Source organism: Paraburkholderia diazotrophica (genome assembly GCF_900108945.1).
GTDB lineage: Bacteria > Pseudomonadota > Gammaproteobacteria > Burkholderiales > Burkholderiaceae > Paraburkholderia > Paraburkholderia diazotrophica.
Genome location: NZ_FNYE01000071.1, coordinates 1 through 15,891, shown reverse-complemented (window position 1 = coordinate 15,891; position 15,891 = coordinate 1). Strand labels below are relative to the sequence as shown.

The 15,891-nt window shown below is 60.5% G+C and carries 12 protein-coding genes and 3 pseudogenes; 8 read left to right on the top strand and 7 right to left on the bottom strand.

Features of this window, described 5'->3' with window-relative positions; translation table 11 throughout:
- Positions 1-259: transposase (locus BMW76_RS38855; RefSeq protein WP_143062449.1), on the bottom strand; the 259-nt coding region annotated here is incomplete at its 3' end.
- A gap of 265 nt (positions 260-524) precedes the next feature.
- On the opposite strand from BMW76_RS38855, the gene BMW76_RS38850 reads away from it, so the two are divergent.
- The 5 genes and pseudogenes from BMW76_RS38850 to BMW76_RS42370 all read left to right on the top strand — a co-directional run.
- Positions 525-1,154, top strand: coding sequence for a helix-turn-helix transcriptional regulator (locus BMW76_RS38850; protein ID WP_090874009.1), 630 nt, complete (start codon positions 525-527; stop codon positions 1,152-1,154).
- Complete coding sequence (locus BMW76_RS38845; protein ID WP_090874008.1) at positions 1,144-2,115, top strand: ornithine cyclodeaminase family protein; 972 nt, start codon at positions 1,144-1,146, stop codon at positions 2,113-2,115. Before BMW76_RS38850 ends, BMW76_RS38845 begins: the two co-directional genes overlap by 11 nt.
- A gap of 279 nt (positions 2,116-2,394) precedes the next feature.
- The gene (locus tag BMW76_RS38840) at positions 2,395-3,552 is read left to right on the top strand and encodes a threonine synthase (RefSeq protein WP_090874007.1); all 1,158 of its coding nucleotides are present in this window, start codon (positions 2,395-2,397) and stop codon (positions 3,550-3,552) included.
- A gap of 227 nt (positions 3,553-3,779) precedes the next feature.
- A complete protein-coding gene (locus BMW76_RS38835; RefSeq protein WP_090874006.1) occupies positions 3,780-4,703 on the top strand; it encodes an asparaginase domain-containing protein in 924 nt (307 codons plus the stop codon).
- A 213-nt stretch (positions 4,704-4,916) separates the two neighbouring features.
- Positions 4,917-5,045, top strand: a pseudogene (locus tag BMW76_RS42370) (IS66 family transposase); the annotation flags it as partial.
- 167 nt (positions 5,046-5,212) lie between these two features.
- On the opposite strand, the gene BMW76_RS38830 reads toward BMW76_RS42370, so the two are convergent.
- Positions 5,213-6,358: a branched-chain amino acid ABC transporter substrate-binding protein gene (locus BMW76_RS38830; protein ID WP_090874005.1), complete on the bottom strand. Its 1,146-nt coding sequence runs from the start codon at positions 6,356-6,358 to the stop codon at positions 5,213-5,215.
- Between the two features lie 673 nt (positions 6,359-7,031).
- Between BMW76_RS38830 and BMW76_RS38825 the strand changes: the two genes are divergently transcribed.
- Positions 7,032-7,490, top strand: a complete 459-nt coding sequence (locus BMW76_RS38825; RefSeq protein WP_090874004.1) for a YaiI/YqxD family protein — start codon at positions 7,032-7,034, stop codon at positions 7,488-7,490.
- Between the two features lie 73 nt (positions 7,491-7,563).
- Here BMW76_RS38825 and BMW76_RS38820 read toward each other — a convergent pair whose 3' ends face one another.
- The gene (locus BMW76_RS38820; RefSeq protein ID WP_090874003.1) at positions 7,564-8,487 is read right to left on the bottom strand and encodes a glutaminase; all 924 of its coding nucleotides are present in this window, start codon (positions 8,485-8,487) and stop codon (positions 7,564-7,566) included.
- Positions 8,488-9,620: 1,133 nt separating this feature from the next.
- Here BMW76_RS38820 and BMW76_RS38815 point away from each other — a divergent pair.
- Entirely contained in the window at positions 9,621-10,883 is a 1,263-nt protein-coding gene (locus BMW76_RS38815; protein ID WP_090874002.1) for an adenylate/guanylate cyclase domain-containing protein, read from the top strand.
- A gap of 231 nt (positions 10,884-11,114) precedes the next feature.
- Here BMW76_RS38815 and catA read toward each other — a convergent pair whose 3' ends face one another.
- The 3 genes from catA to BMW76_RS38800 form a co-directional block, all read right to left on the bottom strand.
- A complete protein-coding gene (catA, locus tag BMW76_RS38810; protein ID WP_090874001.1) occupies positions 11,115-12,050 on the bottom strand; it encodes a catechol 1,2-dioxygenase in 936 nt (311 codons plus the stop codon).
- 75 nt (positions 12,051-12,125) lie between these two features.
- Positions 12,126-12,416 carry a muconolactone Delta-isomerase gene (gene catC, locus BMW76_RS38805; RefSeq protein WP_090874000.1) on the bottom strand — a complete coding sequence of 97 codons (291 nt, stop codon included), beginning with the start codon at positions 12,414-12,416 and terminating at the stop codon, positions 12,126-12,128.
- 30 nt (positions 12,417-12,446) lie between these two features.
- Positions 12,447-13,583, bottom strand: coding sequence for a muconate/chloromuconate family cycloisomerase (locus BMW76_RS38800; RefSeq protein WP_090873999.1), 1,137 nt, complete (start codon positions 13,581-13,583; stop codon positions 12,447-12,449).
- 364 nt (positions 13,584-13,947) lie between these two features.
- Here BMW76_RS38800 and BMW76_RS38795 point away from each other — a divergent pair.
- Positions 13,948-14,532: pseudogene (locus BMW76_RS38795) on the top strand (Rieske 2Fe-2S domain-containing protein); the annotation flags it as partial.
- A gap of 162 nt (positions 14,533-14,694) precedes the next feature.
- Here the strand turns inward: BMW76_RS38795 and BMW76_RS38790 are convergent.
- Positions 14,695-15,839: pseudogene (locus tag BMW76_RS38790) on the bottom strand (IS3 family transposase); the annotation flags it as partial.
- Between the last annotated feature and the right edge of the window lie 52 nt (positions 15,840-15,891).

Below are 15,891 nucleotides of genomic sequence, written 5' to 3'. Positions count from 1 at the left end.
CATACAAAGCCTCTTCGCAAGCGAAGTCGGCCAGATTGAACCAGTGTTGCACGAAGTGAATCCGCAGCATGCGCTCCAAACCAATCGGCGGTCGACCGTTACCGCGTTTCGGATAGTACGGCTCGATTACCGCGCACAGTTCGGTCCACGGAACGATCGTGTTCATCGTGTCAAGAAACTCGTCGCGTCGCGTGCGTTTGCGTCGGGTCTCAAACCCCGCGCCTTGATCCGCGGCCATTGCGAGCGTCTGCTGCTTCATTGCCTTTTGCCTTTCTCGTTGCTTGTGCACTCTATAACGCTTGATGCGCACAAGCGGTGGACTTAATCAGCATTGCCTTAGGTCAGAGGAATCCACTAGAGCGTGGACGAACATGTGTGATGCATGCACCGATCCATCAGGCGCTGGAAGCTCCTCACCGAACCCACGCTCGTAATTTTCGGTTAGACGGTTTGTTAGGGGTTTGACAAATGTTCTAATAGTGGCCAAACTGCCCGGCATGTCAAAGAAAACTACTGGAGCCAACATGCCGAAGAAGACTCCCGAACAGCAGCTATTGCTGGGGCAGATCAAGCAGGTCGCCGAAGGGCTGGCACAGACCTTCGCCCCATTTACCGAGGTCGTCGTCCATGACCTCCTCGACCCGGAGCACGCGGTGCTTGCAATCCACAACAATCTGTCAGGTCGAGAAGTCGGACAGCCTGCGACCGAACTCGGGCTTGCGCGGATCATGGACCCTACCTACGAGCAGATCATCGCCAACTATCCGAACCAGTTCTCGGATGGCCGACAGGTGAAAAGCACTTCTATCGGCATCAAGGACTCAAAGGGCAACTACATCGCCGCGCTGTGCATGAACGTCGACCTCACGCTGTTCCGAGGGTTTCAGAACATGCTGAGCAGGTTCATGGCGGTCGAGGGCACCACGCCTGCCAGGGAATCGCTGGATCCTGCCAGCGCCGACCTCATTCGCAGCCGAATCGACGAGTTCGCCGCACGCATGGCGTCGACACCGCGCTCGCTCAAGCCGGACGACCGCCGCTCGCTCCTGAAGGAGCTCAAGGCGGCCGGCCTGCTCGAGGTCCGTCGCGCGATGGACACCATTGCCGTCCACCTGGGAGTCTCTCGCGCAACGGTGTACAGCGATGCCAAGTGACGCCACTCTCCTTCTCGTCGACAAGCATGTCGTCGAGCAATTGCTCATACCGGACGACGTGATCGCGGCTGTGCGCGAGGCTTTCGAACTGCACGGACAGCGTGCGGGCCGGGTGTTCCCGGTAGTGCGGGAAAAGCTGACCACAGGCGGCATCTTCGGTATCAAGTCCGGGGACGTCGGTAGCCAGGAGCTGCTAGGGTTCAAGGCGGCCGGCTTCTGGCCCATGAACCGGACACTCGGCGGCGAAGCGCATCAGGCCACCGTGCTGCTGTTCGATCCGGCCACCGGGCGACCCATGTGCGTGATCGACGGCAACGCCATTACCACGGCCCGCACCGCCGCGGCTGGCGCCTTGGGGCTTTCCCTGCTGGCGCGCAAGGACAGCGCAGTGGCCACGGTCTTCGGCACAGGCATTCAGGCGAAGGCACAGCTCGCGTTTGCGCTCAGAACGCTACCTTCGCTGACGCGTGTGAATTACGTCTCGTTGGATCGGGAACCGCAGGCAGACTTTGAATCTTTGTTTGCGGACCAATGCATGTTGAGATGCGCCGCGAATGCGGAGGAGGCGGTCGCCCAAAGTGACGTCGTTATCACCGCGACGACCGGTAGCGGCCCACTTTTCGATGAAGCAGCCCTCCGCGCCGGGACGCATTTGAACTGCGTCGGCGCGGACACCCGAGGCAAGCGCGAGCTTCCCGTGGGCGTCCTCGATCGAGCCCGGATCGTCGTTGATGACCTCGAGCAGGCCCGCGAGCTTGGAGAACTGCAATGGGCACCGCAGACGCCTTCCGTCGAGATGGGACACCTGGTCACGGGCCGTGCCCAATGGCGGCGCGACCCGACGGATATCAGCGTTTTCGACATGACCGGCCTGGCCTTGCAGGACTTGACCGTCGCTCGACTGATCCACCGCCGCGCCACCAAGCTTGGCCTCGGAGTCACCGTGGCGTGGCCCTGGTGATCGCTGTCCTGGCCTGAACCCAGAATCCGGATGATCCGCGATGATGACTCGCAGCGTGCATGCTCCTCGCCTTCATCGCACGTCGCTGCGGGAGCACCCGGCAGGCCGTCGATGGCGGCCTCAGCCGATCAATCGCTGACGCTAAGGGCGCCCGGCGTTCGGCTCCGCAAGGGCCTCTTTTCATCGACCGATGGCCTTGCCTAACATCCCGCAACGTCACAGCCATCATCGTCTTGCTCTTGCAGCGATCCGGTATGCGCCAAAGAGGAGTAGGAAAAATTGAAATCGCACTATGTTGAGCCGCTCAGCGGCACCACCTATCCTTTAGGCACGCCTCGCTGGTGTTCGGACGACGGCAGACCGCTCCTGATCTCCCCGCTGGCTGGAATTTCCCGGGATGACATCGACCGACACCTTCGCTCCCAATGGCGCTATCGCGCATCGCTCCCAGTCGAGATCGCGGCCCCCATCTCCATGGGCGAAGGTTGCACCCCCCTGATCCAGAAGACATGGGACGAACATCGGCCGCATTTCAAGCTGGAGTGGTTCAGCCCCACAAGCAGCTTCAAGGATCGCGGCACCACGGTGATGCTCTCGATGTTACGGCAACAAGGTATCACGTCCGTTCTGGAGGACAGTTCGGGCAACGGCGGAGCGTCGGTAGCGGCTTATGGCGCAGCAGGCGCTATGCGCGTGAAGATTCTGGCGCCCGCCTATGCGTCGCCCGCGAAGATTGCCCAGATGCGAGCCTACGGGGCGGAGGTACAACTCGTCGACGGGCCTCGACAGGCGTGTGAGGATGAGGCGGTCCGGCAGTCCGCGAGCATCTTCTACGCCAGCCACAACTGGCAGCCATTTTTTCTCGAAGGGACCAAGTCGGCCGGCTACGAGATCTGGGAGGACCTCAACTTCCAGGCGCCGGACAACATCGTCATGCCTGCAGGCGCGGGCAGCAATGCACTCGGCTGTTATCTGGCGTTCTCGGAACTGATGCGGGCGGGTCAGATTCACAAAATGCCCAAGCTCTTCGTTTGCCAGCCATTGAACTGCTCCCCCATCGATGCCAGCTTCCAGGCCGGCGTCACGACTCCCGTTCCGCGCGAGGTTCGAAAGACAGTCTCCGAGGGGACGGCCATCGCCCATCCTCTACGGCTCGCGCAAGTGGTCAACGCTGTTAGAGGGACGGGCGGCACGACTGTGGCTGTGGAAGAAGAGGCCATCATCGAAGCCCTCAGGCGAATTGCGCGACTAGGCCTTCTGCCGGAGCTGACTTCGGCGACTGCAGTTGCAGGATTTGATCGGCTTGCACAGGTCGGGGCGATTCGGGCGCGAGAGGAGACGGTTGTCCTGTTGACAGGCACAGGTATCAAGAACGCCGGAGCCATCGCGGATATGTACTCGGTTAATGAGCCCAAGGCCGCCGTGTTCGGCCACTAAGGGCCATCCGGCAAAAAGCGGCGCCCTTCGTAGATGACAGACAGCAAAGTCGCCAGATCGGCGCGGCAGTGGGGTGACATGAAAGACGAAATTGAAACCGGCCGTATCCTGGCGGGCGAAATCGCAACATCACGCAGCCGGAAGACCTTATCCAATTCGTTATGACGGTACTGGCATTGATATTCCGGCGGGAAACTCTCGACACTCTTGTCTAAAAGCCAACTCTAATGAAAATCGGACTCCTGAATTGCGGCGGCACCATCACGGAAAGCTATCAGGTCGACGGGACGATCAAGCGTTTATTGGCACGCGATCTGATCACATTGAGCGGTCAGGCAGACTGGATTGGACGTGACATCGATCCTGTCGATAGCTGCGATCTGACCTTCGCCTCACTATGCCGGGCTCGTGATGTCATGCGGCAGGATCGAGAGAGCGAAGCTTTCGTGATGTGCTGCGGCACCGACGCAATGGAAGATGTCGCCTATGCCGCCGCTCTGCTTTTTGATCGCGACCGGCCTGTCGTTTTGACCGGTGCTGCGATCCCCGGTGGCAATGCCAATGCAGATGGTCCGCGCAATCTGGCAGATTCTGCAAATCTGGCACGGGCCATGCCGCAGGGCGCGAGCGCGCTCGTTGCCTTCGCGGGACGGATTTTCGATCCGGTCTCGATCGTCAAGGTATGGCCCCAGGCCATTCAGCCCTTCGGACCGGAAACAGCGATCCGCGGCTCCATCGAGGCCGATATCGTCACGCTCACAGGATCGGGACTAGTTGACGAGAGTTACGCGGATCTCGATGTATCCGATCTCGGCGCCCGCGTTGCGATCGTCATGGAGACCTTCGGGTTACTCGTTGGCTTCCCGGATATCTCCAATCTCGACGGTATCGTCGTGGCAGGCAAGGGCGCAGGGGGCTTCTCCGCGCAGTCAGAGAGACTTCTGAGCGAAGCCGCACGGCATATCCCTGTGGTGCTATCGACGCGCTGCGCCCATGGTTTCCGGGTCAATCCAGCCGTAACCAAATATGCCTATGGCCACGCCCACAACCTCGGCCTGACTACGGCAGGTTATGACGGGTTGAACGCATCAAAGGCACGAATTCGGCTCATAGCCGAGCTTGGTCGTGCCAATCGCAGCGAAAAGGCTTAGCGCTGACCGGGGCCTCGTCCAGGTGAGGCCTGTTTGAGCGCCGTACTATGTGCGTAGGCGTAGACCGTCGAGCTATACCCCAATATGAGCCGCGATAACTCCCATTGCGTCGCGGATATTCAAACGGCTCAATCTCCCTAAGGTCAACCGCCAGCGTTACGCGTGTGCGATAGCGGCTGACAGGACCCGTTACTCGACGACTAGCAGCGGCGGTTGCGCGATCGCGTCTCGACTCTCTCGCTGCAAGTCGAAACGGCGAAAGCAATCAGTTACTTCCTCAACCAGTGGCAGGTACTCATCGATTACTGCGACGACGGCGTGGCGGAGATCGACAATAACATTTATAAAACGCACTTCGAACCGTTAACTGCACCACTTGCAGTGCCCCTGCCGAGCGCACGGGAGAAACGCCGCCCGGGTACGGCGGCCATTCAAAGATTTCAGCAAAGATCGACCGGGTGCGGTGCGGGCGCGGGGGCTTGGAGACTCCCGCGTCAGGCCTGCTTCGATCACATCTTCTCGACCTCCAGCAGGGTTCGCTTGCCTTTGACGTACTTGTAGAGAGAGATGGAGCTGTCCTTCAGGTCGCCGTGCTCGTCGAAGCGGATATTGCCAATCAGGGTGTTCAGATTGGTCTCGGGCATGGCGGACAGGATGCCGGCGCGCGTGATCGAGTTGGAGCGTTTCATGGCATCGACGATCACGTAGACGGCGCTGTACGCAACCGGCGAGTAGACCACCGGATCGTGGCCGTACACGGCCTTTAGTTCCTTGCCGAACGCGGCGCTGCCGTCCATCGCGGACAGATCGCCGCCCGCGACCGAGCAGACCAGATTGTCGGCGGCGTCGCCGGCCAGCCTGGCCAGGTCGGTAGTGCAGACGCCGTCGCCCGCCAGAATCCTGGCGCGAATTGCCAGCTGCATGGCCTGCCTGGCGAAGGGACCGCCGGTGGCGTCCTCGCCGCCATACATGATGGCGTCGGGGCGTTCGGCTTTGATCTTGGTCAGGATCGCCTTGAAGTCAGTAGCCTTGTCATTGGTAGCGTCGCGCGAGAGCACCTGGATGCCTTCGGCCTTGGCGGTCTTCTCGAACTGGTCCGCGAGGCCCTGGCCGTACGCCGTGGCGTCGTCGACGATGGCGACCGTCTTAACCTTCTGATTTTGGGCGTACTTGGCCAGGGCGGGGCCCTGCTGGGCGTCGGTGCCGATCACGCGGAAGGCGGTCTTGTAGCCTTGCAGCGTGTACTGCGGGTTGGTAGAGCCCGGGGTGATCTGTGTGACGCCGTTATCGCGGTAGATTTTGGAAGCGGGGATGGACACGCCGGAGTTCAGGTGGCCGATCACGGCCACGACGCCGTCGTCGACCAGCTTCTGCGCGACATTCGTACCGGTCCTGGGATCGGCCTGGTCATCCAGCGAATCGACCTCCAAGACGACCCTCTGGCCGCCGATGACCAGATTGCCGGCCTTGTTGATTTGCTGGACGGCGAGCTTGACGCCATCGGCGGCATCCTGGCCCATGTGGGCAATGTTGCCGGTCAGCGGGGCGGCGCTGCCGATCTTCACGGTCACGTCGGCGAGAGCGGCTTGACCGTAGACCATGACGATGCAGGCGAGAGTCAGCGCGGCGTTGAGGGGTTTAAGTTGAAATTTCATATGCTTGAGCCTCTTGTTGAACTGCGTTGCGGTTGAAAAATGCGTGCGGCGTCTCTTATGGAAGTGATCGACACTGGGGACATTTCGAATGTCAGTATTCGTCAGAGCAGCCGATCAACCGATGACAGGCTGATTAGTACTCCATAGCGTGTCGATCGGCGACCTGGCCGCTCGTCAGCGGTCCATCTGTTCCGTGGGTCCTTTTCTAGAAAGATTATCTAGAATTAAATAAAATGTATTGTAGGGGTAAACCCTTGCACCCGGCCGACTTCCGACCAGGGGATGAACTACTGATAGATGGAAAGGAGGCCGGGAGTCGAAAGGGACTCGCCGCATCTCCGTCCAGTCAGTCGACTTGAACGCAACATCGATCGTCGGATCGACTGGTGGTACGTGGCCCTGCGTATCCAGCAGATACACACCGCTCTCGGCGCCTCGAGGCTGAATGCGGTCGGGGACTACGCGAAGTCTCGAAGACCTCCGAAGCAGCCACCCATTCCGTCAGCAGGAGCGGCCGATGTGGGTCCGGCTCCTGCCGAACGACTGCGGCTCAACAGCAGCGAGCCGTGGGCGCTGACGACCCGACAACCATGCGCAGGGCGAAGTTAGAGTTCTCCTCAAACGGGTGCGAGCAGTAATATGATTGCTCCCTCCCTCTATCGGAAACACCTCGATGCAAGTGCTGGTCGACGCAGACGCCTGCCCAGTTGTCGTTAAAGAGATATTGTTTCGGGCAGCGCGGCGTGTCGAAGTGTACGTCACGCTGGTCGCGAATCAGTATTTGCGAACGCCACCTTCCCGATTTATCAGGGCACTACAAGTGCCGGTGGGCTTTGATGCTGCCGATAACCGTATCGTTGACCTGGTCCGGGACGGCGACCTCGTGATTTCGGCGGACATACCTCTTGCCGCAGCCGCCCTCGACAAGGGCGCTCACGTGCTCGATCCGCGCGGAACCTGGTTTAGCCGTGAGAATATCCGGGAGCGTCTTACGATGCGCGAGGTAATGGATCAGTTGCGCAGCTCAGGCGTCGAGACGGGCGGCCCAACACCTTACGCCGCAAACGACAGCAAAGCGTTTGCGGGACAATTGGACCGCTTCCTCGCACGTCATCGTGCCACGCCACGTTGAGTCGCTTGACGAGCGTGAGACGGAGCAAGAAATGTTGCGCCGGGTCTGTTAGCTTAGGTAGCTTCCTGCGCTCTCAAAAAATCGACCGCCCGGTAAGCGTGGTCAACCGTTCCAGTGCCTGGACGCCTGCAAGCGAGTTGCCATTCGCATCGAGTCCGGGCGACCAGACGCACACGGCCATCTCCCCCGGCAGCACCGCGACAATGCCACCGCCCACGCCGCTTTTCGCCGGCAGCCCAACGCGATACACGAAGTCACCGGCAGCGTCGTACGTGCCGCATGTCAGCATGAGGGCAGACAGGCGTTTGGCCGAACTCGCGTCGAGGATGTGTTCGCCCGAGACCGGCGCGACGCCGCGGTTGGCGAGAAAGAGGGAAGCAGTCGCCAGCTCGACGCAGTTCATCTCGATCGCGCATTGGCGGCAGTAGGCGTCGATCACGGTCTCAGGCGGCATCTGCAAGTTGCCGAAGCTCGCCATGAAGTGCGCCATCGCGCGGTTGCGTTCAGCGTGCGCAAGCTCGGAGTTGGCGACGCGGAGGTCGTAGTCGAGATCGGCGACGCCGGTCAGGCGCCGCATGAACTGGATGAGCGCCGTCTCGGCGCGGACGAAGCGGCGGCACAGGACGTCGGTGACGACGAGCGCACCCGCGTTGATGAACGGATTACGCGGCACGCCGCGCTCGGCTTCGAGCTGGACGAGTGAATTGAACGCGTTGCCCGACGGCTCGCGGCCGACGCGCGTCCAAAGTGCGTCGCCGATCAACTGGAAAGCGAGCGTGCAGGCAAAGAGCTTCGAGATGCTCTGGATGGAAAATCGCGCGTGCGCGTCGCCGACCGAAAAGACGCGGCCGTCGAGCGTAACGACCGCCATGCCGAAGCGCCCGGCGGGCACTCTGGCGAGTTCGGGAATGTAGTCCGCGACACGGCCGGCGGTGCGCCACGGTTCGATATCGCGATGAATTCGTTCGAGGATTTCCTGATAGTTCGGTTCGGTCATTTGCAGGTGCGTCCGAGAGCACTTGAGCACGGCAGCGATGATACCGCAGCCCGTCAGCGCTCGGTCACCTGCCCCCCAGCGCCATGCACGTCTGTGTCCGAATCGACTATGATCGTCCCGCTAGCGGAAACCCAGCACTGTAAGCGGCCCGCGATGTAATGAGTTTCCAAGCCGGAGCATCGCGTCGATGGGACGGGGGCGAGCTTCCGGATGCGGCCAATCGCGGTCACTGAGAGGAGCCGCGGCGTAGGCATTCGAACGTCGCTTCTACCTTCAGGATCGGTCATTCGAGACACAATTCAGCTCGTGAAACCGCCAGTAATGTAATGTGCTCCAGGTCCAGCGAGTACGGCGAGTTTTGCCACTTCACAACAACGGCGTCCGTTGGCATCTCTTGTTGCGTGGCCGATCAACTCGATCTCCTTACAGAGTGATGCGAGGGATCGCTCGCGCGACGGCGCGTGCTGCATCTGATCATGATGTGGCTGGAATGCCCCGTTGAAGAAACCAATGACCGAGGCCGGAAGAAACGCACGACGCCACCAACAACAGAGCAAACTGCCGCCTAAAGTGGGACCAAGGGAGTGTCTGGCGCCGTGGTCCAGAAGCTGTTCCGTCTGGCCTTTGAGCCGAACCGCTACGCCCAGGAACAATTGCAAAAGGCGTACGAGCAGATCAGTCCGATCGAAGCACGCTCAACGGCGCAGCCGTCCGTGACACGGGTTGTAGCGGCCAGGCAAGCGATCATCAAGAGAGGTAAGCGATGCGCAAATCTGCGATGGGCCCGTCACCGGACCGGCTGGCGCGCAAATATGCCCACCAGGCGCTGCTGATGGGAAGAGTTCTCGGCCCGCGGCGTGCAGGTCGTGTTCCCCTCTATCCGAATGTGGTGCACCGGAACCGGAGCAGGCCCGGTGCAAAAGCCAACAAACCGCGACGGTGCCGGTGGCTTAAAGATGATGTTGAGCTGGAGTTCGAGCGCGCGCGGCGCATGCATCATATTTGTATGAAAATACCAATACCCGCATCTTCATTGCGCGAGTGGGTACACTGGGGCATCAGATCGATAGCATGCTGAAGGCAATCCGGTGAGCAAGCGCTGCACCGGATACCGAAGGCACAAGAGGTGACGCATGGCCGCGAACCATCTGCGGAGATTCTCCGACGTGGCGGAATTTCGGGTGGGCGACGTGACGCTCTCTGCAGGCGATGACCTCCAGACACAGCGGAATAAGTTAGCGCGCATCATGTTTGACGCGATGTATCAGTTCGTAGGTCTACTGGATACGGACGGGACAATGCTCGAGATCAATCATGCTGCGCTTGAAGCCGCCGGGATACGATTGGATGACATTCGTGGTAAACCGTTCTGGGAGGCGCGTTGGTGGGTGGTTTCGGGGCCGACACAGGCCTTGCTCCGGGAACTGATCCACCGCGCTGGTGAAGGCGAGTTCGTCCGCTGCGATTTCGAAGTCTACGGTCAGTTAGCGGGTGCGGAAACGATCGTCGTTGATTTTTCGATTTTGCCGATCAAAGATTCAAACGGTGATGTCGTATTTCTCCTTCCTGAGGGCCGCAATATCACTGAGAAAAAACGCGCCGAAGCCGAGATCAGGCGTAAGAACGAGGAATTGCAGGCGAGCTGGGAGTTAATTCAGCGCCAGCGCGACGAGCTCCAGTGCCTCTATGACAAGCTCGCTGTCGAGCAAAAAATGTCGGAGCGGCTATTGCTCAATCTGCTGCCCTATCCGATCGCTGAACGGCTCAAAGCGCGCCCAGACCTCATCGCCGACAGTATTCCTGAAATCATCGCCGATAGTTTTACGGATGTCACAGTTCTATTCGCTGATATTGTGGCGTTTACGCAGTTTTCCGCGCTCATGGATCCGGAGCAACTCGTCGCTTTACTCAACGAGATTTTCGCCGAATTCGATAACATCGCCGACCACTGGGGCCTTGAAAAGATCAAGACGATTGGTGATTCGTACATGGCAGCATGTGGGCTGCCAGGCCCAACTCCTGACCATGCAGGGAGGGCAGCTCATATGTCACTGGATATGATCGATGCGCTTGCGCGATTCAATCGGCGCCACGGCTACAGCCTCCAAATGCGTATTGGCATCAATAGCGGACCTGTGGTCGCGGGTGTCATCGGCAGGCGAAAGTTCATCTATGACTTGTGGGGCGCTGCAGTCATCACCGCCAGTCGAATGGAGTCCCACAGCGTGGCGGGGCGTGTGCAGGTTACCGACGCCACGCGGAGCCTTCTCGGTGATCGTTTTCTGTTTGAGGAGCGAGGCGAGATTGAAGCGAAAGGCATAGGTACGCTGCACACCTGGTTCCTGACGGGCACAAACCCGCTATACACGGAACCGGGCGACGCGGCAGCGCAATAGCCGTTTCATCTTTTGATGCCGCTGGATTAAACGCATGATTTGTGGGCGTTGCGCATACTCCTCAGCGCTTCTGGACAGCTAGCCACACATCCGGCATTTAGCCGATCCCACACCTTCTACGGTCGACTTTCGTACGTCGGCTTATCAGCTAGCCGCGTCTCGCGGGTAGCAGCGGCCAATTCGCTACACTGACCGGCGGCAGCGTTGCGGCGCCGCCGCCGGCTCGGCCAATTACGCTGTGGCTGAAGCGCGAAGGCGATTGACGATCTGGTTATCCTTGCCCTGGACCAGCGGGGTCAGGGAAATGTTGAATTCGATGTCCTTGTACGTGTCGGCCTTCAGGCCCAACGCCGTACCGCCGGACCTTTCCGCGACATGAGGAATCAGGTCTTCACGCGTGGCATAGGCGAAATCGTCCCAGATCAGCGGATCGCCTTCGATGTTGAATTGCGTCGTCAGCTTGCGCTGGCTGTCGCTTGTGACAAAGAAATGCACGTGTGCAGGACGGTTGCCGTGACGGGCGATTTCGTCCAGCAGTTGCTGCGTCGCGCCGTGGGGAGGACAGCCATAGCCGACCGGCATCAGGGTGCGGAATTCGTACTTGCCATCCGCGCCGGTTCTGACCGCGCCGCGCAGGTTGAAGTCGCTTTGCGCGCCCGTCGGGTCGAAGTGCGAGTAGAAACCCTTCGAATTCGCGTGCCAGCATTCGACCACGGCGCCAGCGACCTGCTGGCCATCCGGACCGGTGACGGTGCCGTGGATGACGAGCGGACCCGCATCGACGTCGGGATCGATGTCGATCTTCGAAACGCCATCGCGTAGCGGCGCGCCCGCTACATACAACGGGCCTTCGATGGTGCGCGGTGTACCGCCGTCAATGCCGATCGCCTTGTCCGATGCGTCCATGCGGATGTCGAGATACTTTTCCAGACCAAGGCCTGCGGCCAGCAGTGCCGCTTCACCGTCCTGGCCGAGCTTGTTCAGATAATTGATGCCGGTCCAGACTTCGTCCGGCGTAATGTCGAGATCGTCAATGGCCTTGAAGAGATCGCCCAGCAGGCGGTGGACGATCTGCTTGAAACGTGCATTACCGTCGTTGCTATCAATATTTGTGGCTGCTCTCAGCAGTTCCTGTACTTCCTTGGTTTCGAATACTCTTACGCTCATGATTACTGTCTCCAGTTGGTATTGGGGGGGAATGACGCGGGTGGGTGCATCCTTTAAAACGCCAGCAGTTCCGGTTCACGCGTCGCCGTCACGCACCGACGACGGATGGCGACACAACGGGGTTACTTCAATCTCCATGTACGGGAACAGCGGTAGAGCGCTCAGGAGGTCGTGCAGCTCCGCGTTGCTCCCAACGTCGAAGATGCTGTAGTTCGCGTACTCGCCGACAAGACGCCAGATATGGCGCCACTTTCCGCTGCACTGTAGCTGCTGCGAGTACGTTTTCTCGCGCGCCTTGATTTCGTTAGCGACATCGGCCGGCATGTTGGCAGGAAGCTTCACATCCATTCGTACGTGGAAAAGCATGGTCCAGCGTCCTCTTGTCAGGGGTAGGGACTATCGGGTGACTTTCATGAGGCCATCGCGCGTGAAGCGTTTGACTCTCGCTTCGTCCAGTTCGATGCCGAGGCCGGGCCCATTGGGCACGGTCAGGGCGAAGTCTCTATAGTCCAGCGGCTCGGTCAGGATCTCTTCGGTAATCAGCAGAGGGCCGAACAGTTCGGTGCCCCACTGCAGGTTGGCGAAGCTCGCGAACAGATGCGCCGAGGCGACCGTGCTGAACGCGCCTTCGAGCATGGTGCCGCCATAGAGCTCGATACCGGCCGCATCGGCAATCGCGGCTACGCGCTGGGCGGCGAACAGTCCACCACTTTGTTCGATCTTGATGGCGAACACGTCGGCGCCCTCGTTCTTCGCGATCTCGAACGCGCTTTCCGGGCTCTGCAGGATTTCGTCGGCCATCAACGCCACCGGGAAGCGGCGCATCAGGCGCGTGAGCGCCGCGGCAGAGGCCACTGGCTGCTCGATCAGTTCGCAGCCCGCGTCAGCCAGCGCAGGGATGGCCGATGCCGCCTGCGTCTCGCTCCAGGCCATGTTGACGTCCACCCGTACTGCCGCGCGCTCACCCATCGCCTTCTTGATCTCGGCGACGTGACGGATATCGGTCCTCGGCTCCCTTGCGCCGATCTTCAGCTTGAACACGTTATGCCTGCGTAGTTCGAGCATCGATTCAGCTTCGGCGATGTCTTTCGCCGTGTCGCCGGACGCCAGCGTCCACGCAACCGGTAGCCGTTCGCGGCGGCGCCCGCCCAGCAATTCGCTCACGGGCACGCCAAGGCGCTTGCCTTGCGCGTCGAGCAACGCAGTTTCGAGTGCGCTCTTCGCGAAGTGATTGCCCTTGACGAGCTTGCCGAGGTGGGCCATCAACGCCTGAACGCGCGTGGGATCCTGGCCGATCATCGCCGGCGCGAAGTAAGCATCGATTGCCAGCTTCATGGCCTCCGGGCTTTCCGGGCCGTAAGCCATCCCGGCAATCGTGGTGCCTTCGCCGATACCGACCACGCCATCGCCGCAATACACCTTCACCAGCATCAACGTCTGCCCGTGCATGGTCGCGACCGAGAGCTTGTGCGGGCGAATCGTCGGCAGATCGACGAGGCGGGTTTCGATACGTTCAATCGTCGTTGCGGTCATGGAAGAAGCTCAATGATGTACGTGGAATCCGGTGGACATGAGCTTGTAGGCGCTAGAGCTCGGTGTCGGTCGCCCCGATGGGCATGTTTGGGCGTTGACGGCATTAGATACGCGGGCCCGCGCGGGCGCTATCCGTCTATTGGACACTCACTATCCGTTTTTTTCGGCGCGGCCGCGAAACGCCGCGCGCAAGGCCAGTTGCGCGGCATCGCGCTGGCGCTTCCAGCAAAGCAAAAAAAGGCGGCAAAAAAAGCGGATAGCGAACGGCGACCAGGTGGATAGCGCCCGCACCGCATCGGGTATTCAATCCAGCTCATCAAGAACCCGGTCGCAAGACCGCTCAACGGCAGGAGGAGAACCCATCGTGAGTGCAGAGAAAAACACGTCGCAATGGCAAGAATTCATTGGCGGATGCCTCGATTTCCGTCCGGCAGAGGGCGTCTATCGTATTGCGCGGGAGATGTTCACGGAGCCGCAACTGTTCAACCTGGAGATGGAGTTCATCTTCGAGAAGACCTGGATCTACGCGTGCCATGAGAGCGAGATCCCCAAGCCCCACGACTTTATGACGATGCGCGCGGGCCGTCAGCCCATGATCATCTCGCGCGACGGCAACGGTCAGCTCAACGCGATGATCAACGCGTGCCAGCATCGCGGGGCGACCCTCACGCGTATGGGCAAGGGCAATCAGTCGACCTTCACCTGCCCCTTTCATGCGTGGTGCTACAAGAGCGACGGACGTCTGGTCAAGGTCAAGGCGCCAGGCGAATACTGCGATGACTTCGACAAATCCACGCGCGGCCTGAAAAAAGCGCGCATCGCAAGCTACAAGGGCTTCGTGTTCATCAGCCTGGACGCCGATGCGACTGACACGCTCGAGGACTACCTCGGCGATGCGCGCATCTTCTTCGACATGATGGTCGCGCAATCGCCCACGGGTGAGGTTGACCCGGTTCAGCGGACAGATCTGCAGTCAGAGATTGAATGTGATTTAGCCTCCATTGGGCGTTGAGCAGCGGGTTGTCCACGGACGGGCAGCGGGGCGCCTCTCTCGCCCATGACGCTGCCCGGCGGTGGGCAACCCGCGATGCGATGTCGGTTGATGTGGCGCATGCAGGTTTTCAAATTCGAGCGGCGAGCAATAACCGATGCTGCTGTGCAGGCGGCGTACGTTGTACCAGCCTTCCAGGAATGAGAACACACTTCGACGCGCCTGTTCATGAGTTGCGAAGTGCTCGCACGACAGCAACTCTGCTTCAAGTGTGCCGAAGAACGACTCACACATCGCGTTGTCATAGGCGTCGCCGGCCGTCCCCATTGACGGTTGCACGCCGGCCTCGCGACAACGTCGGCCGAAGGCAATGGACGTGTACTGGCAGCCTTGGTCCGAATGCAGAATCACACCCTCGTGGTGTCGCTGCAGCAGTGCCATGTCGAGCGCACGCAGCATCAGTTCCGTGTACAGATGGTTCGACATCGCCCAGCCCACAATGCGCCGGCTAAACACATCGAGCACCACAGCGAGATACAGAAACCCCTCGCCGGTTGGAATGTAGGTGGCATCTGCCACCCACAGCACGTTCGGCGCGTCGGCGCTAAAGTGCCGGCGTACCAGATCGGGTGCACGTCGTGCCCCCGCACGCGGCCGTGTGGTACGTGGCCAACGCCGGCGGCTGGCGCCACACAGGCCGGCCATGCGCATCAGACGCGCTATCCGCTTGCGCCCAACGTGCATGCCTTCGCGCGCCAGTTGCGCATGGATGCGTGGCGCGCCATACGTGCCGCGCGAACTCGCATGCAGCGTACGGATGCGTGCCAGCAGTTGTGCATCACTGCCAGCATGCTGCGATGGCTCGCGTATCAGCCACGCGTAATAGCCGCTCGTCGAGACCCCGAGCAGCCGCGCCATCGTGGCTATGGGCCAGCGGGCCCGGTTCGCTTTCATGAATCCGTACCCTTCGGTGGCACGGTTCCCGTCTCCCGCGCGAACCAGGCCGCCGCGTGAGAGAGGATGTCGCGCTCCATTTTTAACTGGCGATTCTCACGGCGCAGCCGCGTAAGTTCCTGCCGCTCGGCCGTGGTCAGCCCGTCATGACGCACCCCCGCATCACGATCGGCTTGCGCAACCCAGTTGGTGATGGTCTGCGCCGTCGGTTCGAACTCGCGCGCGAGTTCCTGCGGTGTACGCCCGGCCTTGACCAGTTCCACCATCTGCGCCCGGAATTCCGCCGGGTACGGTGTGCGAGTCTTGCCCATTTCGGCACCTCCTGTAAAAGGATAGGTGTCCGTTTTTGCGGGTCAACTTCAC

Coding starts and splice junctions, on each gene's coding strand:
- BMW76_RS38850 (WP_090874009.1), top strand. CDS start 525: ATGCCGAAGAAGACTCCCGAACAGCAGCTATTGCTGGGGCAGATCAAG.
- BMW76_RS38845 (WP_090874008.1), top strand. CDS start 1,144: ATGCCAAGTGACGCCACTCTCCTTCTCGTCGACAAGCATGTCGTCGAG.
- BMW76_RS38835 (WP_090874006.1), top strand. CDS start 3,780: ATGAAAATCGGACTCCTGAATTGCGGCGGCACCATCACGGAAAGCTAT.
- BMW76_RS38830 (WP_090874005.1), bottom strand. CDS start 6,358: ATGAAATTTCAACTTAAACCCCTCAACGCCGCGCTGACTCTCGCCTGC.
- BMW76_RS38825 (WP_090874004.1), top strand. CDS start 7,032: ATGCAAGTGCTGGTCGACGCAGACGCCTGCCCAGTTGTCGTTAAAGAG.
- BMW76_RS38820 (WP_090874003.1), bottom strand. CDS start 8,487: ATGACCGAACCGAACTATCAGGAAATCCTCGAACGAATTCATCGCGAT.
- BMW76_RS38815 (WP_090874002.1), top strand. CDS start 9,621: ATGGCCGCGAACCATCTGCGGAGATTCTCCGACGTGGCGGAATTTCGG.
- catA (WP_090874001.1), bottom strand. CDS start 12,050: ATGAGCGTAAGAGTATTCGAAACCAAGGAAGTACAGGAACTGCTGAGA.
- catC (WP_090874000.1), bottom strand. CDS start 12,416: ATGCTTTTCCACGTACGAATGGATGTGAAGCTTCCTGCCAACATGCCG.
- BMW76_RS38800 (WP_090873999.1), bottom strand. CDS start 13,583: ATGACCGCAACGACGATTGAACGTATCGAAACCCGCCTCGTCGATCTG.